Genomic DNA, 22,137 nt, shown 5'->3' on the forward strand with positions numbered 1-22,137 from the left:
TAACTGTCAGGTCCACCACATCAAAGCATGGTCGAGGGGTGGGCATACGAACATGAATAACCTGGCGATGCTGTGTCGCTATCACAACCGCACCAATGATGATGACCCCGCACATGCCCACCGGGGCCGGGTGGAAAACATTCGGGGTGCCCCCATGTGGAGATCACCCCGGGGACACCTCGTGGCCAACACCACCCACCCCTACGGAGCCATGACACTCCTCTACGGAAGATAAGCGAGACACCTCACACCTCATGCTGAAAGCCAGCAACAGCTGGTCTTTCGCCATGCCTAAAAACAGGCCGTGAGGTCCTGGTCTCGGCATCAGTGGGATTGTCTAACGCGATCAGGCAGCGGGGGCAGGTCTAAGCTTGCGGGGCATGAACTGTTGACGTTCTTTCAGGTCAGCCATTGGAAACAAGCCAATCTCGAATGTGTTTGACCTTTACCCCTAAAGTTGCGCCGTAGGGGCAAGTATCTTTCCAGAAGGTGCTTTTAGCGTCCCCTAGTTTTCGTTGAGAGCGAATTCCTGTGTCACTTCCTGGCGGCGCCAGTGTTCCACGAAGAAGGAGAGGAAAGGAACCACACCCGCCAGGGCCGTGACCAACCAGGTTTTGGTGGACCAGCGGGCCTTCATTCCCAAGTTCAGAGTGGCCAGGAGGAACAACGCGTACACCCAGCCGTGGGCGATAGCCACCCAGTTCAGGCTAGAAACGTCCATGTGGAGGATGTACTCCATGATCATGCGTGCGCACAGCAGGAGCAGCATGACACCGGTGACCCACGCCGCAATGGCAAACAGTGTCAACGCGGTTTTCACACGACGCTTGCGTTCGGGGTGAATGCGCGGGACCGAAGCGTCTGGGTTGGCAGGGGTCGTCGGGGGAGTGCTCATCGTTCCATGTCCTTTACTGTTGTTCACTGCGTCTCAGGGGTTCTTAGGGGTTCGTGGAAGACGTCTTAGAAGGAGTCTTCGGTGTGGCGGCGCCGGCGGGGGGTGTTTAGCTCATTGAACTCCTCTACATTCAATTCGCTCCGGTGCGGGAGGAAGTCTTCGCTGATCTCTGTCATAGCTGGCGCGGCGTCCGGATCGCCGAACGCGGCAGCATCCGCCTCATAGAGCGCATCCATGGTCTTACCGGCGTTCTCGGCATCGATTTTCTCGTTCTCCATCTTCATCCCGGCGCGGTAGATGTAGACGAGGAACAGGCCAAACATTGGCCATTGCAGCGCGTAGCCTAAGTTTTGTAGTGATCCGGTGCCGGAGGTGTAGCGCGACCACTGCCAACTGGCCAACAAGATGCTCACCGCCACAGCCACAACAAGTAGGATCACGTGCCATGCGCGCACCCGCAAACGCTTGCGTTGGGGAGGTTGCTCAGTCGGGTTGTCCTGATTGTCTTGGTCGCTCACAACCCAAACTCTATCAATCAAACTGTTGAGGCCCCAAGGTCCGGAGATGGGGCAAGGGGGTTTGTGCGCCCGGTGAGACTTGAACTCACACGCCTTACGGCACTGGAACCTAAATCCAGCGCGTCTGCCAATTCCGCCACGGGCGCGCGTCCGCGCTGTAATGCACTGTATCTATCGGCCTTGGCGCGGAGCGGTTCACAGTGTACAGGGCGCCGCCCTGTGAGAAAAACGGGTGTGGGGTGTCGGCTGTTTAGCTCAGGTCGAGGTCACGCAGGAGGCGTCCTACGTGGCCGGTGGCCTTAACGTTGTATTGGGCGGATTCAATCGTGCCGTCCGCGCCGACGAGGAAGGTTGACCGGATGACGCCCTGGACGATTTTGCCGTAGTTCTTCTTTTCGCCGAAGGCACCGTAAGCCGTCATGACTTCCTTGGACTCGTCGGAGAGTAGCTCGATGGTCAGGTCATGGTCAGCGCGGAACTTCGCCAGTTTCTCCGGAGTGTCTGGGCTGATGCCCACTACTGCCACGGAGGCGTCTTCAAACTCTGAGAGGTTTTCGGAGAAGTCGCATGCCTCTCGGGTGCAGCCTGGGGTGTTAGCGCGCGGGTAGAAGTACACGATGACGCGCTTACCTGCGTAGTCAGACAGGGAGACGTTTTCTCCCTTGTCGTTGGGGAGGGTGAAGGCGGGGGCGGCGTCACCGATGTTCAAACGATTCTGTTCAGTCATATTCGCCACTGTACTGGTGCTGTACTTGCCTGAACTGATACTGCGTCACGATTCTTCGGTACAGTACTGTGGGAACGAGATAGAAGAACAAACCTTTAGGGGAGTTGGAAGTGGCACGCGATATTAACGATATTCAGCGCGAGATTGAGCGCACCCGCGTTAACCTGGCCAGCACGATCGATGAGATCGCTGACCGCACCCGTCCGGAGAACTTGGCTAACAATGCTAAGGCGCAGGTGAGTGGCAAGCTGAAGGACGACAAGGTTCAGAAGGTGCTCGCTGGTGTTGCCGTTGCTGTTGTGTTGCTTGTTGCCTTGAAGTCTTCGAGCAACCGCAAGAAGAAGAAGGACCTCAAGGAGCTGCAGCGTCTGCTCGCTGAGCGCAACTAGAGCTCAAGAGATATATGCGCGCCCCGGGTTTGAGGGGCGCGCTGTTGTTTTAGGCAACGGTTGCGCCGGATTCGCGCAACTCATCCAAGGCTGCACGGCCTCGCTCTTCACTCACGGGGGAGCAATATTTGCTGAGCACGCGGACGTCGAAACCTTCGCTCAGCCCATCAAGTGCGGTTGCGCGTACGCAGTGATCTGTTGCGATGCCCACGATGTCGATGTGTGTCACGTCGCGTTCATTGAGCCATTGCGCAAGAAGCACATCATCGCTTGCCGACGCCCCCTCGAACCCGCTATACGCCGCCTCATACCGCCCTTTACGGAAGTACTCTTCGATGAGGGCTGCGGCTGATTCCTTCGCAAGCGGGGCGCGCATGGCAGCGCCTTCTGAATCCGCAACGCAGTGAACGGGCCACGTGTCCACGAAATCGGGGGTGTCAGAAAAGTGCGTGCCCGGATCGATGTGCCAATCCTGAGTGGCCACAATGTGGTCATAATCCTTGGCCTTGGTGGCTAGGAGCTGGGCAATGTTTTCTGCCACTACGTCCCCACGATCGGTGGCGAGAGAACCGCCGGGGCAGAAATCATTCTGAACATCAACAATGACAAGAGCCTTAGTCATACCCAGTAACCCTACTCACACCGTGTGCTTCTCAGCGTCTTGTGGGCTGGAGGGGTCCACCGGGGGCGCTGCGGACGCCACTGTGCCAGAAGATCCAACAGCTCATCAGGATCATCCGCCACAACGAGGCTGTCGCGGTCCTCTTGGCGGACAAAACCATGGCTCACCATGTGATCAACCATCTGAATCAACGGCTGCCAAAACTCAGCCCCTAACAGGCCAATAGGTTTGGTGTGGAGGCCGAGTTGTTGGTTGGTCCATTCGTCGAAAAGCTCATCGAGCGTGCCAGTACCCCCAGGGAGCGCAACGAAAGCATCACACCGCTGACCCATGAGGGCCTTGCGTTGCGCGAGAGTATCCACGAACACGAGCTCGGTGAGACCCGTATGCGCAATTTCATGCGCAGCAAGATGCTCCGGGATGATACCCACCGTCGCGCCACCTGCCTCAATCGCACCCTGGGCGACAGCCCCCATCAAACCCAACCGGCTACCGCCATACACAAGCGTGATGCCACGCCGCGCAAGCGTCACCCCAAAATCCCTGGCCAGAGTGTTCATCCCGGGCACAGTTGCCTCCCGTGCTCCTGCAAAAACAGTCACGGCATGGATGGGGGTAGACGTCTTTTTTGGGGTGGTGCTCATACCGCTTAACCCTAGTCTGGCCGGCAGAAATACGGATACGAAAGACGAGGCCAAGCACCGGGGGTGCTATGACCTCGTCGTCTGTGCGCCATCAGGGACTCGAACCCCGAACCCACTGATTAAGAGTCAGTTGCTCTGCCAGTTGAGCTAATGGCGCTTTGCCTTGAAAGGCAACGAAAGAAAAATATAGCACCACACATCCGATAGGTGAAATCGCCTGGTTGGAGGGGTGTTATGGGGGTTGGGAAACAATCCGATAACGACTTAGTGGATGTGGAGGTTTCGAGTAGGACAATCCTGAGATTGGCATTAAGGTTACGGGCAGAATAGTCGCTCATTCGCCCTGTTGATCATGCAGTCTCTTTGAGGGGAAACATGTAACTAACCAGGCAATATATGCGATTGATAAAGGTGAAGTCCGATAGCAGTATCGGGGCGCGGCAGAAAGTTAATTGGTTGGAACATGTCCTGTAAGCCGGTGTGGTTGGTGTCGAACATCCGTCGTGTTGTTGCCACGAGTGTGGCAGCAGTGCTCGTGGGTACTGCGTTAGTGGGTTGCGCCCTGGACCGTAGTGACGCGGCTACCGAGGTTGAAGAGGGGGCTGTCAAAGACACCCCGGCTACCATCTCCGTGAAAGATGGCGCGACTGAAGTGGAGCCCGGGATCCCGGTGACGGTGAAGACACCAGCGGGCCTGCGCAGCATCACCATCACGAATGAGTCCGGCAAGGAAGTGGAAGCTTCCTACAATGGTGACCACACCGAGTGGACGACGGCAGAGCCACTGGGCTACGGCAGGACCTACACGGTGAAAGCTATGACGAAGCAGGGAACAGCGACGATTGCTAGTTTCACCACGGTCACCCCGAATCTGCAGATGGCTGGCTCTGTCAGCCCGGTTGAAGGATCTGAAGTTGGTGTAGCCCAAGCCGTGGTCTTCTACTTCGATGTGTCACCGCAGGACCGTCAGGCAGTGCAAGACGCAATCACGATTGAGACATCCAATAAAACAGTGGGTGGCTTCTACTGGCTTGAGGCGAACAAACTCATCTGGCGTCCCAAGGAGTACTGGAAGCCGGGCACGAAGGTCACTGTGAAAGCCGACCTGTACGGCAAAGACTTTGGCAATGGCATCTACGGCCAGCAGGACGCGGAAACGAGTTTCACCATTGGTGATGCGGTCCTCACGGAGGTGGATAACAGCACCAAGACCCTGACGGTGTACCGCAACGGAGAAAAGATCAAATCTTTCAGCGTCGCACTGGGCCGCGACGGCAGCTATGACACCCCGAATGGCACCTACGTGGTGGGGGATCGCCATGACAGCCTGGTGATGGATTCACGCTCCTACGGTTTGAGCCTGGAATCTGGTGGCTACGTCACACCCGTGAACTACGCCACCCAGCTGTCCTGGTCCGGCATCTACGTTCACTCCGCCCCATGGGCAACGTGGGCGCTGGGACAGACCAACGTGTCCCACGGCTGTATCAACGCCACGCCGACAGACGCTAAGTGGTACATGGATACCGTCAAACGCGGAGACCCAGTGAAGATTGTGAACACCAAGGGCAGCACACTGTCGGGCACGGATGGTCTGGGCTACTGGAATATTGACTGGGAGACGATCAAGGCCGGCAACGCCGACACGTCTTCCTAGTTTTCGGCCCGCTCGGGGCATGAGTAAGGCCCTGCGCCGATCCCAATCGCGGGATGGCGCAGGGCCTTGACATTCGGGGTGGCTGACGGGGCTCGAACCCGCGACACCCAGGATCACAACCTGGTGCTCTACCAGCTGAACTACAGCCACCATCGCTGTTTGCGCAGCGGAAACTTACTCTAGTTCACTTAGTCTGAATTACAAAAACTGCTGGTAGCGCCCCATGGCTTCCTGGGCGCATGTTGCTGCTTTGTCGGTGTCGGGGCCGGGCGTGTTAGTGAAAACGGAGCGGCGGTAGTAGTCGAGTTCGCGGACGGATTCCACGATGTCGGCGAGCGCACGGTGGGACAAGTTTTTGTCGGGCTGGTTGTAGTACGTGTCGGGGAACCAGCGGCGGGTGAGCTCCTTGATGGTGGACACGTCGATCATGCGGTAGTGCAGGCGTTCGTCCAGGCGCGGCATGTATGCACGGATGAAGGAGCGGTCCGTGGCAATGGAGTTGCCGGCAAGTGGTGGGCGGATTCCAGCGCAATGCTTCTCGACGAGCTCCAGAACCGCCGCTTCCGCCTCCTCCACCGTGATCGTGGAAGCCTTGATGTGTTCGGTGAGGCCCGAGGTTTCGTGCATGTTGGTGACAAAGTCATCCATTTTTGCGAGCTCCTCATCGCTGGCGTGGACAACGAGGTCAATGCCCTCATCGAGGATGTTGAGGTCCGCATCCGTGACCAGGGCTGCAACTTCCACGATCACGTGGCGTTGCGGTTCTAGTCCGGTCATTTCAAGGTCGATCCAAACAATGCGGTTATCTTTAGCAGCGAGTGCTTCATTCATGGGCACAACGCTATCCCATTTTTGCGTAGAACCAGCCCATGACGGGGGCAAGCACGCCACGCGGGGCGAAGGACGAGATGAAGTCCATGGCTTTGGACAGTGGGCCTGGGGTGATCCGGCGGCGGTTCTTCATCATTGCGGTGATGGTTTCGGCGGAGCAGGACTCATAGGTGGTCCAGAGGAAATCGGGGACGACCTTGTCCACGATGGACTGTTCCGCTTCCGGTACCACGGCATCGCGCACTGGACCGGGCGCAAGCAAGGTGCAGTGCACACCGGTTTTCTTCAGCTCGTAGTGCAGTGCCTCAGTGAATGCGTTGACGCCAGCTTTGGTGAATACGTAGGTGGCGTTGTTCGGAATGGGCACGTTGCCAGCAGCGGAACCGACGTTGCACAGGGCGCCCTCACCGCGGGGAACCATCTGGTCCAGCACTGCTTTGGTGATGCGGAAGACGGCTGTGGCGTTGAGGTTGAACTGGTTCGTCTCATAGTCCCAGTCCTGCTCCATGAAGGGGCCGAAGGAGGCGATGCCGGCGGAGTTGACGCAGATGGAGACCCGGTAGGCGTCGATAAGCTGAAGGAGCTTGTCCACGTCTTCGGTGACGGAGAGATCATGCGCGGCAACGATGACTTCCACGCCGTGTGCCTGCTCGAGCTCGGCGGCGAGTGCTTCGAGCACGTCCTTTCGCCTTGCGACGACGATCAGGTTATACCCAGCTTTGGCAAAATCACGCGCCATCGCCTCGCCGATGCCTTGGCTGGCGCCGGTGATGAGGGCGTAGGAGTCGTGGGACGGTGAAGGAAAACTCATGCCTGCGAGCCTACTTCACCGAGAAGACATCCCCCGGCTGACAGTCAAGAGCCTGGCAGATCGCGGCGAGGGTGCTAAAGCGGACGGCCTTCGCGCGGTTGTTTTTCAGGACGGAGAGGTTGACGGGTGTGATGCCCACCAGTTCGGCAAGTGCCGCGCCGGTGATGCCGCGCGCAGCCATGAGCTCGTCGAGGTGGCACACCACCCGTGGTTCATTGGTGGGGTTAGACAAGTCCATCAACATCCTCTTCGAGTTTCGCGCCACGGCGCAGGATCCTGGCCAGTGCGCTGAGAACGAAGATGAGGAGCAGGGCCGGGGCGAGCTCAGAAAGTGGGGTGCCGGTTCCCGGGTCGCCCCACCAGTCAACGCCGAGCTGAGCTGCGGCCCAGTTATTGGCCATGCCTTCCAAGCCCAATCGGGCAACGAAGAAGACAGCGATGCTGATCCCTGCCGCGTTGAGACGCCGCGCGTTCTTTTCGGTAAATACCTGCTCTTTTGCCATGTCGGTGAAGCTGTTTGTCACGAGGAACACGGCGCAGAGAAGTGAGAAGAATTTGAGACCAAGGGCAACAGCGAACATGGTCTGTGGGCCTGAGGGGAGATCGACGAAGTGCAACCCGCCCTCGATGGCGGGGGAGAGGCGACTGGAAATCGTCCCATCCGTTGCCAGCGCGATGATTTCTGGTAGCAACCACACGAGCGCGATGGCGACGGCAACAGCGTCAAACCGAGAGATATCTGTGCGGTCGCGGCCCTTCGGTGGACGGGCTTCGGGGGTCGAGCTGGAGGCGTTCATGACGGTGACCTTTCTTATCGAAGTTCGATACTGTCGTTAATCGATAATATCGTTAATCGATATGACGTCAAGGGGGTGGGCAGAAAAAATCCGCCCACGGGTGGGGCGGATGGTGTGAAATATGGGTGAAAACACTGCCTGACCAGCAGAAAAATTTGCGCCCCCAGCAGGATTCGAACCCGCGACCAGCCGGGTAGAAACCGGATGCTCTAATCCACTGAGCTATGGAGGCTTGGTGTTTATCATCGTAACGCACGCTGGGGGAGGGGTTGGTGGGTGGTAGGGGGAGTCGCTCATAAGCAATTGCAACTTGTACGCTTTAACGCATGTCCTTGAGTGTTTCAGCGCGCGTGGCTTGGCCGATCTACCTGGTGTTGGTGCTTATCAGTGCGTTGGTGGCGGGAACCCTGTCTTTTGTGTTTCTCGGTGATTCGCTGGCAGCGTTGGGCATTCCGGATCCGGGGCCGTTGACCACGGTGGGCTTGCCGATGATGCGCGCGGCGGCATGGGTCTTGGCGGCGTTGGCAACGGGTTCCTTTATGTTTTCTGCTTTCCTCATTCCGCCTGATCAGAAGGATTTGCACGGCGCGAGCCTCACGGTGGACGGGCACATCGCGGGTCGCACGGGTGCGTGGGCGAGTGCTGGCGTGGCGCTCATTGGGTTGTTCATGATTCCGCTGGTGCTTTCGGATGTTTCCGGTACACCGCTTACTGACGTGCTGTTTAGTCCTGAAATGTGGGCAATGGCTCTGGACCGCGTGGCGGATGCGAAGATTTGGCTGCTCGTCGCGCTTTTTGCTGCGGCAGTGGCAGTGTACGGCTTGCTGGCTGGCAGCTGGTCATCGCAGGTAGCGCTATTGCTCGGCAGCCTGGCCACCATCATGCCGTTAGGTATGTCCGGTCACTCCGCGGCGGGCGGTAACCATGATTACGGCACAAACTCCTTCCTCTGGCACCTCGTGTTCATGCTCGTGTGGGTGGGTGGCTTGCTCGCGCTCATTGCGCATGGTCGCAGGCTCGGGCCACACATGCCGCAAGCTGTTGCGCGGTATTCGCGCATCGCGCTGTTCGCCTTCTTTGCGGTGGCCATTTCGGGTGTGATCAATGCGCTTATCAGAGTGCGTATCGACGATCTTTTGGCCACCGCCTACGGTGCCACCGTCCTAGCTAAAGCTGTTGGCTTGGTGGTGTTGGGGCTACTTGGTTTCGCACACCGCGAACTGACTATCCCGCACTTGCAGGAACGGCCTGAGCTTTTCCGTCGTATAGCGCTGGTGGAGGCAGTGGTCATGGCCGCTGTCACCGGCGTGGCTGTATCGATGGGTCGCACCCCGCCACCTACTCCGGTGGTGACGGACTTGACCCAGATGCAGGTGAAGATGGGCTACAACCTCTACGAGGCACCGACGTTTACCAACGTGTGGACGATCTGGCGCCCAGAGGTGCTGTTCTCCGTCATCGCAATTCTGCTGGCCGTGTATTACCTGCACTTGTTGCGCCGTGTGAGCGGGTGGGAAAGATCCCGCACGGCGTGGTGGCTCGCGGGCTGCGCGATGATCGCAGTGACCATGTCTTCCGGCCTGGGCATGTACATGCCGGCTGCGTTTTCTGTCCACATGGTCGTGCACATGATTTTGTCCATGGGCGCGCCCGTCTTCTTGGCGCTGGGTGCACCGTTGACCCTGATCAAACGTGCCTACCCGGAGGATGAATTCGGGCCACACGCATGGGTCAAGGCTTTTGAGGAATCTCAGCTTGTCCGCGTGCTCACCTTCCCGCCGGTGTCCACGGTGCAGTTCCTTGTTGTCTTCTACGTGCTGTACGTCTACCCGGCCTTCTATCAGGTGGCGGTGTCTGAACATGCCGGACATGTGCTCATGAACGCCGCATTTCTGGTGTCCGGTTATTTCTACTTCTGGGAACTCATCGGCCCAGACCGCATTCCAAACAGGAAGCCAACGCCAGTTCGTTTTGCTTGGTTTGTCTTCTCTATGCCCGTCCACCTTTTCATGGGCGTGTACCTCATGCAGTTGAATTTGGTTTTGGGGGAAACTTTTTACGAAAATCTTGCTCTTCCATGGAACCCTGACTTTTTGCGCGACCAAAAAGTCGGCGCCGGCATCGGCTGGGCCGCCGGAAGTTTCCCCATGGCGGTGGTGTTCCTCTACCTCGCCGTCGGCTGGTTGCGTGAGGATCGTGCTGAGGCGAAGGCCCGTGACCTGCGCGAAGAGGAAAACGATGATGAGGAGTGGCGCGCTTACAACGAGCTGCTAGCGCAGTACTCGCAGGGGCACGGGGGTCGGCCACGCCAGTAGTTGGTGTGGCATTTCGGGCGCTTTGCTCTCGTGTAAATCGGGCGCCTAGTAGGGGTCAGCCTGTGGAATCTTTTTTGGGTTATCCACAGGTTTTTTGGGCTGAATTCGCGCGATTTGCGTTGTTGAGGAAGCGTTGGTGGTGCCCCTCTTCCCGGATGCGGGAGCGGGGCGAAAAGTACACGCAACACCACAACAACATTTCTGAAAGGACACTGTAATGACGTATCTACCCATCACACTGTCGGGCAACCTCATTGAAGATCCGGTGAGCATGGTTTTTAACACCGGTTCCTTCCTCACCCGTCTGCGCCTCGCCTCCAGCCGTCGTGTGCGCACGGACAGCGTGGATACCAGTGGCAACAACATGTGGGCGGACACCGACATCCTCTACATCGATGTTGAGTGCTGGGGGCAGCTAGCCGTGAACACAAACGCTTCTTTGCGGAAGGGCATGCCTATCATCGTCTCGGGCCGTCTCGTTTCCGAAAAGTGGACGGACAAAGAGAACGTGACCCGCTACAAGCACATCATCAAAGCCAACCAAATCGCTCTGGAGTTGAGCCGCCACCAAGTAGCTTCCCGTAGCACCGCGTCTCAGGAGCACACACCGGATGGCATCGACAAGGTGAAACTCCTCACCGCAGAGGAGTTCGGTAGAAAGCACGGCGTGACCGTGACACAGAATTCCAAGGAGGCAGAGGGTGTCCAGGAGGACTCCGGGGAAAGCCAGCCAGAACAGGCTGGGCAGTCTGTTCAGCCGTCCGGTAACCAGGCACGTGACGGCGTGATCAGCGGGCGACAGGGCTTGAATCAGGAAAGGCCGCGGCCGGCGAGGGCCGGGTGATGGCGCACCGCCGCCGGGTGACAAGCGGGGTGGTACCGAGGTGAGACGGGGCCGCCCAGCTTGTCACCGGGGTGATGTACCCTTTGAGGTGGTTTTTAAACTTCCACCACAACGCATGAAACGCGAGAGAAGGGGACGCTAGTGGCTGAGTTCATCTACACGATGAAAAACGTTCGCAGGGCCGTCGGTGAAAAAGTCATTCTGGACAATGTCACCATGGCCTTTTACCCCGGCGCCAAGATTGGTGTCGTTGGCCCGAACGGTGCAGGTAAGTCCTCCTTACTGAAGATCATGGCTGGCATTGATCAGCCGAATAACGGTGAGGCTTTCCTGGACCCCGGTGCCACTGTGGGCATCCTGCTGCAGGAGCCGCCGCTGAATGAGGAAAAGACGGTTCGGGAGAACGTCGAAGAGGGCTTGGGAGAGATCTTTGAAAAGAAGCAGCGCTTCGAGGAGATCGCTGCTGAGATGGCAACCAACTACTCCGATGAGCTCATGGAGGAAATGGGCAAACTGCAGGAGGAGCTGGATGCTGCGGACGCATGGGAGGTGGACTCCAAGATTGAGCAGGCGATGGAGGCACTGCGCTGCCCGCCGTCTGATGCGCCGGTGACTAACCTTTCCGGTGGTGAGCGCCGCCGCGTTGCCCTGGCCAAGCTGCTGCTGTCCGAGCCGGACTTGTTGCTACTTGACGAGCCGACGAACCACCTCGACGCCGAGAGCGTCCTGTGGCTGGAGAAGCACCTGCAGTCTTACCCGGGTGCGGTGTTGGCGATTACGCACGACCGCTACTTCCTGGACAACGTCGCTGAGTGGATCTGTGAGGTTGATCGCGGCAAGCTCTACCCGTACGAAGGTAACTACTCCACCTACCTGGAGAAGAAAGCTGAGCGCCTTGAGGTTGCTGGTAAGAAGGACCAGAAGCTGCAGAAGCGTCTGAAGAGCGAGCTCGAGTGGGTGCGTTCTTCGCCGAAGGCACGTCAGGCGAAAAACAAGGCTCGTCTGGAGCGTTACGAGGAGATGGCAGCCGAGGCGGAGCAGTACAAGAAGCTCGACTTTGAAGAGATTCAGATTCCTACCCCGCCGCGCCTGGGCAACAAGGTCGTCGAGGTGAAGAACCTGAACAAGGGCTTCGATGGTCGCACGCTGATCAAGGACCTCACCTTCACCCTGCCGCGCAACGGCATCGTGGGTGTGATTGGCCCGAACGGTGTGGGTAAGTCCACCCTCTTCAAAACCATTGTTGGTTTTGAAGAGCCGGACTCGGGCACGGTGGAGATCGGCGATACCGTGAAGATCTCCTACGTTGACCAGAACCGCGAGAACATCGACCCGGAGCAGACCGTGTGGGAGGTTGTCTCCGACGGGCTGGATTACATCCACGTTGGCCAGAACGAAATGCCGTCGCGCGCATACCTGTCTGCCTTCGGTTTCAAGGGTCCAGACCAGCAGAAGCCGTCGAAGGTTCTCTCCGGTGGTGAGCGCAACCGTCTGAACTTGGCGCTGACACTCAAGCAGGGTGGCAACCTGATCCTTCTCGATGAGCCGACGAACGACCTCGATGTGGAAACCCTGGGTTCCCTTGAAAACGCGCTGCAGAAGTTCCCTGGCTGTGCTGTGGTGATTTCGCACGACCGCTGGTTCCTGGACCGCACCTGTACCCACATCCTCGCGTGGGAGGGCAACGTCGAAGAGGGCAAGTGGTTCTGGTTCGAGGGTAACTTCGGTGACTATGAGGCCAACAAGGTTGAACGCCTCGGTGAGGAAGCAGCCAAGCCGTCTCGCGTCACCCACCGTAAGCTCACCCGCTAAAGATCTGTGAAGAAAGGACATTCACTATGAGCAACCTTCTTTCAGATACCCAGGTCATTCCGCTGCGTTGGAACGACTATGACCGGTACGGGCACCTGAACAACTGCAAGTTCGTGGACATCTCGCAGGAAGCGCGTATTGCTTTCATGCAGCAGAATTTCGCGGACCAAGAGCAGGAGTTCGGTGTGTTTGTCCGCCACGTTGAGGTGGACTACCTCCGCCCAGTGATGCCAGACACCAAGCAGGTCACAGTGGATACCACTGTGACGGAGATTGGGAACACTTCTTTCAAAACCACGCAGGATTTGAAGGACCGCCACGGAAATGTGTGCGGTGTGGTCAAGACAGTGCTGGTGGCTGTGGATCTTTCCACTGCAGCGCCGCGTGAGATCACGCAGCAGGAGCGTGGGATTCTCACCTCGGGTACGGGCGAGTAATCATCGAAAAGCTCGCAATCAGCGCGGGAGCATCAGGGCTGAAGGCCCTCACCTCCCGCGCATTGTCGTTGGATGAGGACGCCTCAGTGCGTATCGACGATCGCGGGGACGGCTCCCTCGACATCTTTGTCACCACCCCCTTCGACTGTTTAGCTGCGCGCCGGGTGAGAGGAACGGTGTCCCGAGACAAAGCGGTCGTGGCCCTGAAAGATCTTGATACTGCTCTTGCAGCCGAGCGCACCGAGATCGGTCCTGCCCGTGACTCGCGCTGGCCCGGCGCCCTCCCCCCAGCCGAAGGATTTGTGGAGCGCGACGTTGTCCCCGTCGCTGTTGTGCGTGATCTGGCTGATCAGGGGCGCCGTTTGGCCCGTCAGTTTTCCGGACCACTGGGCCCGCCGCGGTCCTTGCTGAACCAGACGGTGCTGACCGTGGACGCCGACCAAGAAACCGGGGAGAGCACCGTGAACGTGCCTATGCGCATGATTTTCACGTGCACGTCCTTGGGCTTTATCCCCGGTCCTGGTGCCCCTGCGGAACTGCCGCGTCACCTGCGGATTGCCACGGCTGGCAGGTGGGTGCGCATGGACGCACCTTTCGGCAGCGTGTATCACTCCACGGCACTTAACCTGCTGTTCTAGAAGCCGTTTAGCCTTTAACTTTCCCTCTTCTTACCCAATTATTCTTACGCAGCTTTTCGGCGCTAGCCGAAAAGCTGCGTCAGGTGCGGGGACCCGAATGTGCGGGTGGGGTCCATGGTTTCGCGGAGGGTGCAGAATTCGTCGAAACGTGGGTAGACCTGTGCGAAGAATTCCCGGCCGCGGGTGTGCATTTTGCCCCAATGGGGTCGGCCGCCGGCGGCGATGAAGATGGGCTCGATGTGGGGGAAGTAGTCGTGCGGGTTCATCGCGCGGGGGACGTGGAAGGCGATGTACATCGATTCACGCCCGTTAGCGGTGGACAGCGCCACATCATCTGCGGCAGTGGAGCGCAGCTCCAGCGGGAAGGGGATGAGCCATCCGCGCCGGTCGATTTCTCGGCGGATTTCGCGGACCGTTTCCGGGCCATCGGCGAGAGGCACGGCGAATTCGGTTTCGTGGAAGCGCACGCGGCGCGGGGTGGCAAAGACCTCATGAGCACGGGAGCGGTAGGTGTTGGCCGCCATGGCATCGGTGGCAATGCCGTTGAGGAATGCTGTGGTCTTCGGTGCGATGCGCGCAACCGTGAGTGCGGCGGCGAAAGCACCGTTGCCCACCAGGTCATCCTCAATGAATTGGGTGAGGCGCCCGCGCTTCTTCGGCTCACCACCTGGTGCCGGATCGCCCGGGGCCAGTCGAGTGTTGTTTTTGATCATCGCCTTGTCCGTGTGAGGGAACCAGAACGCTTCGAAGTGATCGACGGCACGAGTGCGTTCATCCCAGCTATCCAAGACATCATCCAAGTTGTCGCTGGTCTCGCGTGCCAGAAGGTCAAAGGCGTCAACGCACTGCATTTCCACCTCGACGATGATGCCCAGAGCACCCACGGAGACAGCGATGAGGTGCAGCAGGTCCGGATCGTCGTCGATGGAGTAGGTGCGGAGCTCCCCGGTGGCGTCGATAAGCGTGAGGCCTGTCACCGTGCCGGCGAACCCGGTCCACTCGATGCCGGTGCCGTGGGTAGAGGTGGAGATCGCGCCGGCAACGGATTGATTATCAATATCGCCCTGGTTGGCCAGCGCAAGGCCGAAGGGCTGCAGGTACTCCGGGACGCGGTACAGGCGCGTGCCGGCGAGGAAACGGACGCGCTTTTTCTCGCGGTCCACGTTGATGATGCCGGCGAGTTTGTCCAGGCTGATCATCGCCCCCGCGCCAGCAGCCACCGGGGTAAAGGAGTGCCCACCGCCGACTGCGCGCACGCGCTGGCCAGCGGGCAGAGTGCGGATAATGTGCTGCACCTCGGCGATGGTGGCGGGGTAGTAGAAGGCATCCGGGTTGGTGTTTACGGAGCCAGACCAGTTGTTAAAACGCTGTTTGGTGCGCTTTCCCGGTGTCAGTGTCATCGCAGTGTCCACCCTTGTCCGCGGTAGGTATCCCATGTTTCGGTTGAGCCGTCCGGAAAGACGGCGATCATTTCATCGACGTGCTCGGTCATTTCGCCTGCTTTCGCGTGGCGGAACCACACGGTGTCGCCCACACCCAGACTGCTGGCGGCAGGCCCGTGGAGTGGAGTTTGCACCTCACCCGCGCCTTCAGTGGCGGAGTACCGCAACCCGGCTGGATGCACCGGGACGGGCACGCGATCTGTCGCCGGCGGGCCGGAAGCGATCCATCCGCCCGAATTCACCGTTACCCAGCCAGGCGCCGGGATGCGTGAGACCTGGCAGATGAAAAACGCGGCTGGTTTGTGGTTGATGTCGGCGAAGTGGTCAAAGATGACGGGTGTGTAAAACCCGGAGCCAGCCGCGAGCTCCGTCAGCGTCCCCTCGGCCGCGCTGACATCTAGCGACCCAGTACCGCCACCGTTAACGAACTCCAAGTCTGCGTGCTGGCGGGCCGCAACAATGCACTCCGCCCGGCGCGGGCCAAGCTGGTCCATGGAAGTGGTGCGCAGCCATCGCTTCACCGCGCCGGGAATGCCTGGTTCCGCATCCGCGACGGAGGCCACCTGCCCTTCGTAGGCCATGAGCCCTACCAGGGTGAGTTCCTTTCGCGCTGTGATCTCGCGTGCCAGCTCATCCGTTTGTTCCGGCGTGCGGATCGGGGAGCGGCGTGGCCCGATGACCAAGCCAGGCAGGTGCAAAGTGCAGTCCAGGTCAATGGCCACCCGCACGGGGCCCGGGGTGCGGGCGGCCTTTACCGCATCGCTGATGAGATCGAGGTGCTCCACGCAGTCCACCATCACAGTGATGGCGCTGCGCAACTGCTCATCGCCAGCCAGCTCCCTCAGCGCCGCCTTGTTCACGGAAGGGTAGGCGACCACGATGTCATCGAAACCCTCGCGGGCAAGATGAATTGCCTCTGGCACGCTGTAGGACAAAATGCCGTGGAAGCCGGGGTGGGACAGTGCCCGGCGTAGGGCAGCCACGCTGCGGAGGGATTTTGATGCCACCCGGATGGGCAACCCTTTGGCGCGCTGCTGCATCTGGGCGGCGTTGAAATCAAAGGCGGCAACATCCACGGCGGCGCAGGGGGCGGGGGCCCCGCCACCGTCGATAAGCCCAGGCACGACGGCGAGCAAAGTCTGAGACGGGGAAGTCGACGTTGATGGCATGGGGAACATGCTAGTTCCCCAAAACTATCGCGTTGCCGTTTTTGGGGAGGACTTACAGCAGGTTCCGCTTGGTGGGCATGCCCGGGTGTTCGCCCGGCTGGTTGATAGTCATGTAGGCCACGCGCTCCATGTGATTGACCAGCGCGCCGCGCTGCTCCTCGTTGAGCTCTTCCGCCGTGAACTGGTCCAGCGAGCGGTTCATCAGCTCAAGCCAACGTTCCGCCTCCGCCATGCCGATGGGGTACGGGAGGTGGCGGCGACGCAGCATCGGCGCCCCGCGCTGCTCATTGTAGGTGGTTGGACCGCCCCAGTACTGCGCAAGAAACCAGCGCAGGCGATCCTCGGCGCCGTCCCAGTCATCCTCCGGGTACATCGGCCCGATGAGATCATCTTTCCTGACCTGCTGGTAGAAGCCGGAAACTAGGCGCCTGAAGAAGGCGTCTCCACCAAGTGCCTCATACATTGTGTCCACACCGTTCACCTTAGCCGTGAATCTAAATCGACCGCGCCGTCGGCCAAAGTGGACAGCTTGGTCTATTGTGCTTATCGACGTCTCCCTCGAAGCCCACCAGGAAAGGACCCCATGACCGAGAACACTCGCTCAGGTTTCAGCACCGACTCCATCCACGCCGGATACGAGCCGGATTCCCTCTACGGGCCAATCAACACCCCCATCTACGCGTCGACAACTTTCGCGCAGGATGACCTGGCAGTGACCCGCAATGGCTACGAGTACACCCGCGTGGGCAACCCGACCATCACGGCGCTGGAGAAGACCGTGGCCGCGCTGGAGAAGGCCGACTACTGCGTCGCCTTCGCCTCCGGCATGGCCGCAGTGGACTCGGTGCTGCGCATCCTGCTCAAGCCGGGCGACCACATCGTCATTGGTAACGACGCCTACGGCGGCACCTACCGCCTCATCCAGCAGATCTTCAGCCAGTGGGGGATTGAGAACACCCCCGTGGACATCACCAACACCGACGAGATTGCCGGCGCCATCCAGGACAACACCAAGGTCATCTGGGTAGAAACCCCGACCAACCCGCTGCTGTCCATCGCCGATATTCAGGCCATCGCTGCCATTAAGGGTGATGCCACCCTTGTGGTGGACAACACCTTTGCCTCCCCCTACCTGCAGAAGCCACTGCTGCTCGGCGCGGATGTGGTACTGCACTCAACCACCAAGTACATCGGTGGCCACTCCGACGTCATCGGCGGTGTGGTGTGCGCGAACCGTCCGGCTGATTCCACCTCCCAGGGGGTTACCGGCGTGACCGCTGCCAGCTTCGATGCCCTCAATGACTTCGAGGATCAGCTCCGCTTCTTCTTCGGCTGGGTCGGTGCCATCCCATCCCCCTTTGACACCTACCTCACTGGCCGTGGCCTGAAGACGCTGAGCGTGCGCATGGACAAGCACTGCGACAACGCCGAGGCCGTGGCCAAGCACCTGAAGGCCTCCGACAAGGTCGCCCGCGTCTACTACCCGGGCCTGGAGGATCACCCAGGCCATGAGATCGCCGCCCGCCAGATGACCCGCTTCGGCGGCATGGTTTCCGTAGCCTTTAACACCGCGGAGCAGGCGAAGACCTTCTGCCGCTCCACCAAGGTGTTCTGCCTGGCCGAATCCCTCGGTGGTGTGGAGAGCCTGCTCGAGCACCCCGCCACCATGACACACGTTTCCGTCGCCGGTTCCGCTCTCGAAGTACCGCCAACACTCGTGCGCATCTCCGTGGGCATTGAGGATGTTGAGGACCTGATCGCAGACCTCGACCAGGCTCTGACCAAGCTCTAGGCCTGCGCGTCTACCTTGCGGTTCCGCAGTGCGCGGGCCACACGGTCCTGGCCTTCAGAGATGATGCGACGCAGACCAGCAGGAATCTCACCAGCCAGGAATTCATCCGCCTTCGCGATCGCCTCCTCCGAGACATCCCACAGCGGGTACATGCCCTCGAGGGTGCGCTGCGCCATCTCATTGGACAGCCGCTCCCACAGCTGTGGCGCCACGCGGAAGTACTCGTCGGTCAAGCCCTCCAGACCCTCGCGGGTGAAGGTCAGGCCATCCATCAGGTAGCGGGATTCGAGGTTGGTGAGGTCCTCGCTCACCAGCTTGTCCCATGCCCAACGCTTATCGACGCTCGCCTGCGCCCTCAGCCTCGACACCGCCCCCTCCGAGGTAGAGTCCTTTTCCTCCTCGGCAGCTGATACCGGCAACTCTCCCGCCGCAATGAGGTTCGTCAGCGCGAGCCAGCGCGTTTCCTGGTTATCTGAGGTCTCCAGCAGTGTGGTGAAGTAATCCACCGTCTCCTTGTCCGGGGTAAGACGGGCCAGGGCACGGTCGAAGACAACAGCGGGCTCAGCGCCCCGGAAAGCAGTGTTGAGCAGCGCCATGCCCTCGGCACGCCAGCCGTCAGCAACGTACTGCTTTACTGCCTGGGTGGCCTGGGCGAGCAGACGCTCCTGCACACTCGGGTGAGTCTCCTGGCGGGCAAAGCGTGCCACCAGCTGAACAAACTGACGCGCGGGCAGGAAACCGTCACGAACGGACTCCCACAACGACGACCACACGAGAGTGCGCGCGAGAGAATCCTCAATGTCGCCGAGATGTTCCAAAGCAAAACGCTGGTGCTCCTCGGTCAGGCCCATGAGGCAGTAGGTGAGGTCATCGTCGTTGACCAGCGCGAGGTCGTGCTCCACACCCGCCAGCTCAGGGACCTCGGTGCGCTCACCGGAGACATCCAGTTCGACTTGTTTGGTGCGGGTGACGGAGCCACGGTCAAGCGAATACAGGCCGACACGGACCCGGTGCGTGCGCAACACATCGGACTCTTGCACAACGGCGAAGCTGTCCGCGGAGATCTCCGGGCGCAGACGGGACACGCCGGTGGTGCGCAGCCACTGCTGCGCCCAGTCGGACAGATCGCGCCCCGACGCCTCCTCGAGTGCCCCGAGCAAATCCGCGAACTCCGCATTGGAGTAGGCGTGATTGTCGAAGTGAGTGCGAACCCCAGCGAAGAACTCGTCGTAGCCGACATAAGCCTGAAGCTGCTTGAGCACGCTGGCGCCCTTGGCGTAGGTGATGCCGTCGAAGTTCTGCTCCGCAGTCTCAATATCAGGCGCATCCGCCGCGATCGGGTGCGTAGACGGCAACTGGTCCTGGTTATAAGCCCATGCTTTTTCCACCGCGGCAAACGTGGTCCACGCCTCCGGGTACTCGCCGATGCCCACCTGGGCTGTCGCGGCGGACCACGTGGCAAACGACTCGTTGAGCCAAAGATCATCCCACCACTTCATGGTGACCAGGTCGCCGAACCACATGTGGGCCATCTCGTGGAGGATCGTGTCGTTGCGGCGCTCAAGACGGTAAGGAGTCGGCTCGGACGTGAAAACGTACTCGTCCCGGTAGGTCACCGCACCGACGTGCTCCATCGCGCCCATGTTGTACTCAGGGCAGAAGATCTGGTCGTACTTGTCGCCGAACGGATAGGTGCGACCGAATTTCTCATGGTAGAAATCGAATCCGTCTTTCGTCTGTGTGAACAGGCGCTCCGAATCCATATGTGGAATGAGGCTCGCGCGGGCGTACAGGCCAAGCTCGATCGTCCGCTCCTTGCCGTTATCTGTACAGGTGTATGTGTCAGAAACACGCTCGAACTCACCAGCGCACACGCAAATGAGATAGGTCGACAGCGGGTAGTCGAGCTTCGTCCGGGTCGTGGCCGTGCCGTCGCCGTTGTCGGTGCGCACCACCGCCTCGTTGAGCACCACCACGTAGCGCTTCGGCGCGGTCACCGCAATCTCATAGGTCGCCTTGAGGTCGGGCTGGTCAAAGCACGCGAAAGTACGCATGGCCATCGCCGGCTCGAACTGGGTGTACAGGTAGTCCTTGCCGTCAGCCGGGTCCGTGAACTTGTGCAGGCCCTCGCCCGTGCGGGAGTACGTGTGGGTTGCCTCGACGATCAGTTCGTGGGGGCCGGGCGAAAGCGTGAGCTTTCGCTCGTCGATAAGCGTGCCATCGAGCGTGGCTTTGAAATCATCCGCAATGAGGTCAAAGAACGTCTCACCCGCTTTCGATTCAAACGTCACCTTCGTGCGGGACGTGAATGTGTCCGCGCCCGTAATGTCGAGGTCAACGGTGTAGTGCACGTTGCTGATGAGCTCTGCGCGGTGCTGCGCGTCAGATCGAAAAAGATTTGCCTTCATGCGGTCCAACGTACCCTTGAGGCTATGACTCAAAAAGTAACCTTCTGGTTCGACGTATCCTGCCCGTTCTGCTGGCTGACCTCCCGCTGGGTCAAAGAAGTAGAAAAAGTCCGCGACATCAGCGTCGTCTGGGTGCCCATGTCGCTCTCCGTGCTTAACGACGGCCGCGACCTCCCCACCGACTACGCCGCCAAAATGGAGGCCAACTGGGGTCCCGCCCGCGTCTTCGCCAAAGTGAAAGCGGAAGCGCCGGACAAAATCGACGAGCTCTACACCGCCATGGGCACCCTCATCCACCCCGGCGGCGAAGGCGGCAAACAGGGCTTTGGTGCCTACGATGCTGTGATCATCGAGGCCCTTGAGCAGGTGGGATTGGATGCTTCCTTTGCCTCCGTGGCCAACTCGGACTCCTTCGATTCCAAGCTGCGTGAGTACCACCAATCCGCCATGGACGAAGTCGGCGACGACGTAGGCACCCCCGTAATAAAACTCGGCGACAACGCCTTCTTCGGCCCCGTGATCACCCGCGTGCCCACCGGTGAAGAAGCCGGCGAGCTCTTCGACCACGCCGTCGGCCTCGCCTCCTACCCCTACTTCTTCGAGCTCAAGCGCTCCCGCACCGAGGACCCGCAGGTCTAACCAGATTGAGCCTAGCCTGCTCTTGCCTGCTCTTGCCGTTGGATTTCCCGTAGGCTAGGCACCATGCGTATTTACCTTGGAGCAGACCACGCCGGATTTGAGCGGAAAAACCAGATCGCAGAGCACCTCAAGGCCAAGGGCTTTGAGGTCATCGACTGCGGTGCACACGAGTACGACGCCGCCGACGACTACCCAGCTTTCTGCATCGCCGCAGCTGAGAAGACCGTCGCCGACCCGGAGTCCCTCGGCCTCGTCCTCGGCGGTTCCGGCAACGGTGAGCAGATCGCCGCGAACAAGGTGAAGGGCGCACGCTGCGCTCTCGCCTGGTCGGTTGAGACCGCGCAGCTCGCCCGCGAGCACAACAACGCCCAGCTCATCGGCATTGGTGGGCGCATGCACTCGCTGGAGGAGACCCTCGCCATCGTCGACGCTTTCGTCGGCATTGGCCCTGACCACCAGGTGGAGGAGCGCCACCAGCGCCGCATCGACATCCTCACCCGCTACGAGGAGACCGGCGAGACCGAAGAAATCCCGGCACCGAAGACGCTCTAGATTCCTTCTGGCCTTCGCCTGTTTGTGCAGCCCGCTCTTCGGAGCGGGTTTTTGCTTTTCTCGGGACGGGGCCTAAGTTCTAGGGATCGTTGCAACACTGATTGGAAAGTTGGTGTTGGTTGTGTCTGGTTCGCGTTGGGATCCGAGTGGTGATGAGGTTGTTCGGTTTCACCGGTTGGTCGTTGTTGAGGGGCTGTC

Annotated in this window: 24 protein-coding genes and 4 tRNA genes; 11 read left to right on the plus strand and 17 right to left on the minus strand. The window is 59.8% G+C overall.

Annotation, left to right across the window (positions count from 1 at the left end; all coding sequences use genetic code 11):
• A partial coding sequence (locus F4V54_RS06870) for an HNH endonuclease (RefSeq protein WP_150386682.1) occupies nt 1-235 on the plus strand: 235 nt, incomplete at its 5' end.
• Between the two features lie 270 nt (nt 236-505).
• Here the strand turns inward: F4V54_RS06870 and F4V54_RS06875 are convergent.
• The 4 genes from F4V54_RS06875 to bcp all read right to left on the minus strand — a co-directional run bounded on the left by F4V54_RS06875 (nt 506) and on the right by bcp (nt 2,140).
• Complete coding sequence (locus tag F4V54_RS06875; protein WP_102723163.1) at nt 506-895, minus strand: DUF3817 domain-containing protein; 390 nt, start codon at nt 893-895, stop codon at nt 506-508.
• Between the two features lie 65 nt (nt 896-960).
• The gene (locus F4V54_RS06880) at nt 961-1,413 is read right to left on the minus strand and encodes a hypothetical protein (protein ID WP_170253122.1); all 453 of its coding nucleotides are present in this window, start codon (nt 1,411-1,413) and stop codon (nt 961-963) included.
• A 64-nt stretch (nt 1,414-1,477) separates the two neighbouring features.
• Nucleotides 1,478-1,559: transfer RNA gene (locus F4V54_RS06885), tRNA-Leu, on the minus strand.
• Nucleotides 1,560-1,663: 104 nt separating this feature from the next.
• Nucleotides 1,664-2,140: a thioredoxin-dependent thiol peroxidase gene (gene bcp, locus F4V54_RS06890; protein WP_034665899.1), complete on the minus strand. Its 477-nt coding sequence runs from the start codon at nt 2,138-2,140 to the stop codon at nt 1,664-1,666.
• A 110-nt stretch (nt 2,141-2,250) separates the two neighbouring features.
• On the opposite strand from bcp, the gene F4V54_RS06895 reads away from it, so the two are divergent.
• On the plus strand, nt 2,251-2,529 hold the full coding sequence (locus F4V54_RS06895; RefSeq protein WP_102723161.1) for a DUF3618 domain-containing protein: 279 nt from the start codon (nt 2,251-2,253) through the stop codon (nt 2,527-2,529).
• A 49-nt stretch (nt 2,530-2,578) separates the two neighbouring features.
• Here F4V54_RS06895 and F4V54_RS06900 read toward each other — a convergent pair whose 3' ends face one another.
• The 3 genes from F4V54_RS06900 to F4V54_RS06910 form a co-directional block, all read right to left on the minus strand.
• Nucleotides 2,579-3,151: an isochorismatase family protein gene (locus tag F4V54_RS06900; RefSeq protein ID WP_102723160.1), complete on the minus strand. Its 573-nt coding sequence runs from the start codon at nt 3,149-3,151 to the stop codon at nt 2,579-2,581.
• An 11-nt stretch (nt 3,152-3,162) separates the two neighbouring features.
• Nucleotides 3,163-3,795 (minus strand): LOG family protein, encoded by a 633-nt coding sequence (locus F4V54_RS06905; protein ID WP_150386683.1) that lies wholly within the window; start codon nt 3,793-3,795, stop codon nt 3,163-3,165.
• Between the two features lie 84 nt (nt 3,796-3,879).
• Nucleotides 3,880-3,952, minus strand: a tRNA-Lys gene (locus F4V54_RS06910).
• A 306-nt stretch (nt 3,953-4,258) separates the two neighbouring features.
• Here F4V54_RS06910 and F4V54_RS06915 point away from each other — a divergent pair.
• The gene (locus F4V54_RS06915) at nt 4,259-5,452 is read left to right on the plus strand and encodes a L,D-transpeptidase (RefSeq protein WP_150386684.1); all 1,194 of its coding nucleotides are present in this window, start codon (nt 4,259-4,261) and stop codon (nt 5,450-5,452) included.
• 77 nt (nt 5,453-5,529) lie between these two features.
• Here F4V54_RS06915 and F4V54_RS06920 read toward each other — a convergent pair.
• The 6 genes from F4V54_RS06920 to F4V54_RS06945 form a co-directional block, all read right to left on the minus strand.
• Nucleotides 5,530-5,602 (minus strand) — tRNA-His (locus F4V54_RS06920).
• Nucleotides 5,603-5,650: 48 nt separating this feature from the next.
• Nucleotides 5,651-6,283, minus strand: a complete 633-nt coding sequence (gene orn / locus F4V54_RS06925) for an oligoribonuclease (protein WP_150386685.1) — start codon at nt 6,281-6,283, stop codon at nt 5,651-5,653.
• Nucleotides 6,284-6,293: 10 nt separating this feature from the next.
• A complete protein-coding gene (gene cmrA, locus F4V54_RS06930) occupies nt 6,294-7,094 on the minus strand; it encodes a mycolate reductase (RefSeq protein ID WP_034665910.1) in 801 nt (266 codons plus the stop codon).
• 10 nt (nt 7,095-7,104) lie between these two features.
• Nucleotides 7,105-7,332: a helix-turn-helix domain-containing protein gene (locus tag F4V54_RS06935; protein WP_034665913.1), complete on the minus strand. Its 228-nt coding sequence runs from the start codon at nt 7,330-7,332 to the stop codon at nt 7,105-7,107.
• The gene (locus tag F4V54_RS06940; protein ID WP_150386686.1) at nt 7,319-7,891 is read right to left on the minus strand and encodes a DUF2975 domain-containing protein; all 573 of its coding nucleotides are present in this window, start codon (nt 7,889-7,891) and stop codon (nt 7,319-7,321) included. The genes F4V54_RS06935 and F4V54_RS06940 overlap by 14 nt, the downstream gene beginning before the upstream one ends.
• Before the next feature lie 158 nt (nt 7,892-8,049).
• Nucleotides 8,050-8,123: transfer RNA gene (locus F4V54_RS06945), tRNA-Arg, on the minus strand.
• Between the two features lie 94 nt (nt 8,124-8,217).
• Here F4V54_RS06945 and F4V54_RS06950 point away from each other — a divergent pair.
• The 5 genes from F4V54_RS06950 to F4V54_RS06970 all read left to right on the plus strand — a co-directional run bounded on the left by F4V54_RS06950 (nt 8,218) and on the right by F4V54_RS06970 (nt 13,937).
• Nucleotides 8,218-10,206 (plus strand): bifunctional copper resistance protein CopD/cytochrome c oxidase assembly protein, encoded by a 1,989-nt coding sequence (locus tag F4V54_RS06950; RefSeq protein ID WP_150386687.1) that lies wholly within the window; start codon nt 8,218-8,220, stop codon nt 10,204-10,206.
• Between the two features lie 217 nt (nt 10,207-10,423).
• Nucleotides 10,424-11,050: a single-stranded DNA-binding protein gene (locus tag F4V54_RS06955; protein ID WP_150386688.1), complete on the plus strand. Its 627-nt coding sequence runs from the start codon at nt 10,424-10,426 to the stop codon at nt 11,048-11,050.
• A gap of 141 nt (nt 11,051-11,191) precedes the next feature.
• Nucleotides 11,192-12,862, plus strand: a complete 1,671-nt coding sequence (ettA, locus tag F4V54_RS06960) for an energy-dependent translational throttle protein EttA (RefSeq protein WP_150386689.1) — start codon at nt 11,192-11,194, stop codon at nt 12,860-12,862.
• Between the two features lie 26 nt (nt 12,863-12,888).
• Nucleotides 12,889-13,299, plus strand: a complete 411-nt coding sequence (locus F4V54_RS06965; RefSeq protein ID WP_034665919.1) for an acyl-CoA thioesterase — start codon at nt 12,889-12,891, stop codon at nt 13,297-13,299.
• Nucleotides 13,299-13,937 carry a DUF8185 domain-containing protein gene (locus F4V54_RS06970; RefSeq protein ID WP_034665921.1) on the plus strand — a complete coding sequence of 213 codons (639 nt, stop codon included), beginning with the start codon at nt 13,299-13,301 and terminating at the stop codon, nt 13,935-13,937. The genes F4V54_RS06965 and F4V54_RS06970 overlap by 1 nt, the downstream gene beginning before the upstream one ends.
• A gap of 62 nt (nt 13,938-13,999) precedes the next feature.
• On the opposite strand, the gene F4V54_RS06975 is transcribed toward F4V54_RS06970, so the two are convergent.
• From F4V54_RS06975 to F4V54_RS06985, 3 genes are read right to left on the minus strand one after another with little or no spacing between them, the layout of a single operon-like run.
• Entirely contained in the window at nt 14,000-15,337 is a 1,338-nt protein-coding gene (locus F4V54_RS06975; protein WP_150386690.1) for a D-arabinono-1,4-lactone oxidase, read from the minus strand.
• Nucleotides 15,334-16,548, minus strand: a complete 1,215-nt coding sequence (locus F4V54_RS06980; protein ID WP_150386691.1) for an alanine racemase — start codon at nt 16,546-16,548, stop codon at nt 15,334-15,336. Before F4V54_RS06980 ends, F4V54_RS06975 begins: the two co-directional genes overlap by 4 nt.
• A gap of 52 nt (nt 16,549-16,600) precedes the next feature.
• Nucleotides 16,601-17,011, minus strand: a complete 411-nt coding sequence (locus F4V54_RS06985; protein WP_102723260.1) for a globin — start codon at nt 17,009-17,011, stop codon at nt 16,601-16,603.
• 120 nt (nt 17,012-17,131) lie between these two features.
• On the opposite strand from F4V54_RS06985, the gene F4V54_RS06990 reads away from it, so the two are divergent.
• Nucleotides 17,132-18,340, plus strand: a complete 1,209-nt coding sequence (locus F4V54_RS06990) for a cystathionine gamma-synthase (RefSeq protein ID WP_150386692.1) — start codon at nt 17,132-17,134, stop codon at nt 18,338-18,340.
• Here the strand turns inward: F4V54_RS06990 and pepN are convergent.
• Nucleotides 18,337-20,781 carry an aminopeptidase N gene (gene pepN, locus F4V54_RS06995; protein ID WP_428840486.1) on the minus strand — a complete coding sequence of 815 codons (2,445 nt, stop codon included), beginning with the start codon at nt 20,779-20,781 and terminating at the stop codon, nt 18,337-18,339. The genes F4V54_RS06990 and pepN overlap by 4 nt on opposite strands.
• Between pepN and F4V54_RS07000 the strand changes: the two genes are divergently transcribed.
• A complete protein-coding gene (locus F4V54_RS07000; protein WP_150386693.1) occupies nt 20,773-21,387 on the plus strand; it encodes a mycothiol-dependent nitroreductase Rv2466c family protein in 615 nt (204 codons plus the stop codon). The genes pepN and F4V54_RS07000 overlap by 9 nt on opposite strands.
• A 63-nt stretch (nt 21,388-21,450) precedes the next feature.
• On the plus strand, nt 21,451-21,939 hold the full coding sequence (locus F4V54_RS07005) for a ribose-5-phosphate isomerase (protein ID WP_034665933.1): 489 nt from the start codon (nt 21,451-21,453) through the stop codon (nt 21,937-21,939).
• Nucleotides 21,940-22,137: the final 198 nt, after the last annotated feature.

It is taken from the genome of Corynebacterium tuscaniense (genome assembly GCF_008693065.1).
GTDB lineage: Bacteria > Actinomycetota > Actinomycetes > Mycobacteriales > Mycobacteriaceae > Corynebacterium > Corynebacterium tuscaniense.

Excerpts from the sequence above, each read along its gene's own strand:
- F4V54_RS06875 (WP_102723163.1), bottom strand. The coding sequence starts at position 895 with ATGAGCACTCCCCCGACGACCCCTGCCAACCCAGACGCTTCGGTCCCG.
- bcp (WP_034665899.1), bottom strand. The coding sequence starts at position 2,140 with ATGACTGAACAGAATCGTTTGAACATCGGTGACGCCGCCCCCGCCTTC.
- F4V54_RS06900 (WP_102723160.1), bottom strand. The coding sequence starts at position 3,151 with ATGACTAAGGCTCTTGTCATTGTTGATGTTCAGAATGATTTCTGCCCC.
- F4V54_RS06905 (WP_150386683.1), bottom strand. The coding sequence starts at position 3,795 with ATGAGCACCACCCCAAAAAAGACGTCTACCCCCATCCATGCCGTGACT.
- F4V54_RS06915 (WP_150386684.1), top strand. The coding sequence starts at position 4,259 with ATGTCCTGTAAGCCGGTGTGGTTGGTGTCGAACATCCGTCGTGTTGTT.
- orn (WP_150386685.1), bottom strand. The coding sequence starts at position 6,283 with ATGAATGAAGCACTCGCTGCTAAAGATAACCGCATTGTTTGGATCGAC.
- cmrA (WP_034665910.1), bottom strand. The coding sequence starts at position 7,094 with ATGAGTTTTCCTTCACCGTCCCACGACTCCTACGCCCTCATCACCGGC.
- F4V54_RS06935 (WP_034665913.1), bottom strand. The coding sequence starts at position 7,332 with ATGGACTTGTCTAACCCCACCAATGAACCACGGGTGGTGTGCCACCTC.
- F4V54_RS06940 (WP_150386686.1), bottom strand. The coding sequence starts at position 7,891 with ATGAACGCCTCCAGCTCGACCCCCGAAGCCCGTCCACCGAAGGGCCGC.
- F4V54_RS06950 (WP_150386687.1), top strand. The coding sequence starts at position 8,218 with ATGTCCTTGAGTGTTTCAGCGCGCGTGGCTTGGCCGATCTACCTGGTG.
- F4V54_RS06955 (WP_150386688.1), top strand. The coding sequence starts at position 10,424 with ATGACGTATCTACCCATCACACTGTCGGGCAACCTCATTGAAGATCCG.
- F4V54_RS06965 (WP_034665919.1), top strand. The coding sequence starts at position 12,889 with ATGAGCAACCTTCTTTCAGATACCCAGGTCATTCCGCTGCGTTGGAAC.
- F4V54_RS06975 (WP_150386690.1), bottom strand. The coding sequence starts at position 15,337 with ATGACACTGACACCGGGAAAGCGCACCAAACAGCGTTTTAACAACTGG.
- F4V54_RS06980 (WP_150386691.1), bottom strand. The coding sequence starts at position 16,548 with ATGCCATCAACGTCGACTTCCCCGTCTCAGACTTTGCTCGCCGTCGTG.
- F4V54_RS06985 (WP_102723260.1), bottom strand. The coding sequence starts at position 17,011 with ATGTATGAGGCACTTGGTGGAGACGCCTTCTTCAGGCGCCTAGTTTCC.
- F4V54_RS06990 (WP_150386692.1), top strand. The coding sequence starts at position 17,132 with ATGACCGAGAACACTCGCTCAGGTTTCAGCACCGACTCCATCCACGCC.
- F4V54_RS07000 (WP_150386693.1), top strand. The coding sequence starts at position 20,773 with ATGACTCAAAAAGTAACCTTCTGGTTCGACGTATCCTGCCCGTTCTGC.
- F4V54_RS07005 (WP_034665933.1), top strand. The coding sequence starts at position 21,451 with ATGCGTATTTACCTTGGAGCAGACCACGCCGGATTTGAGCGGAAAAAC.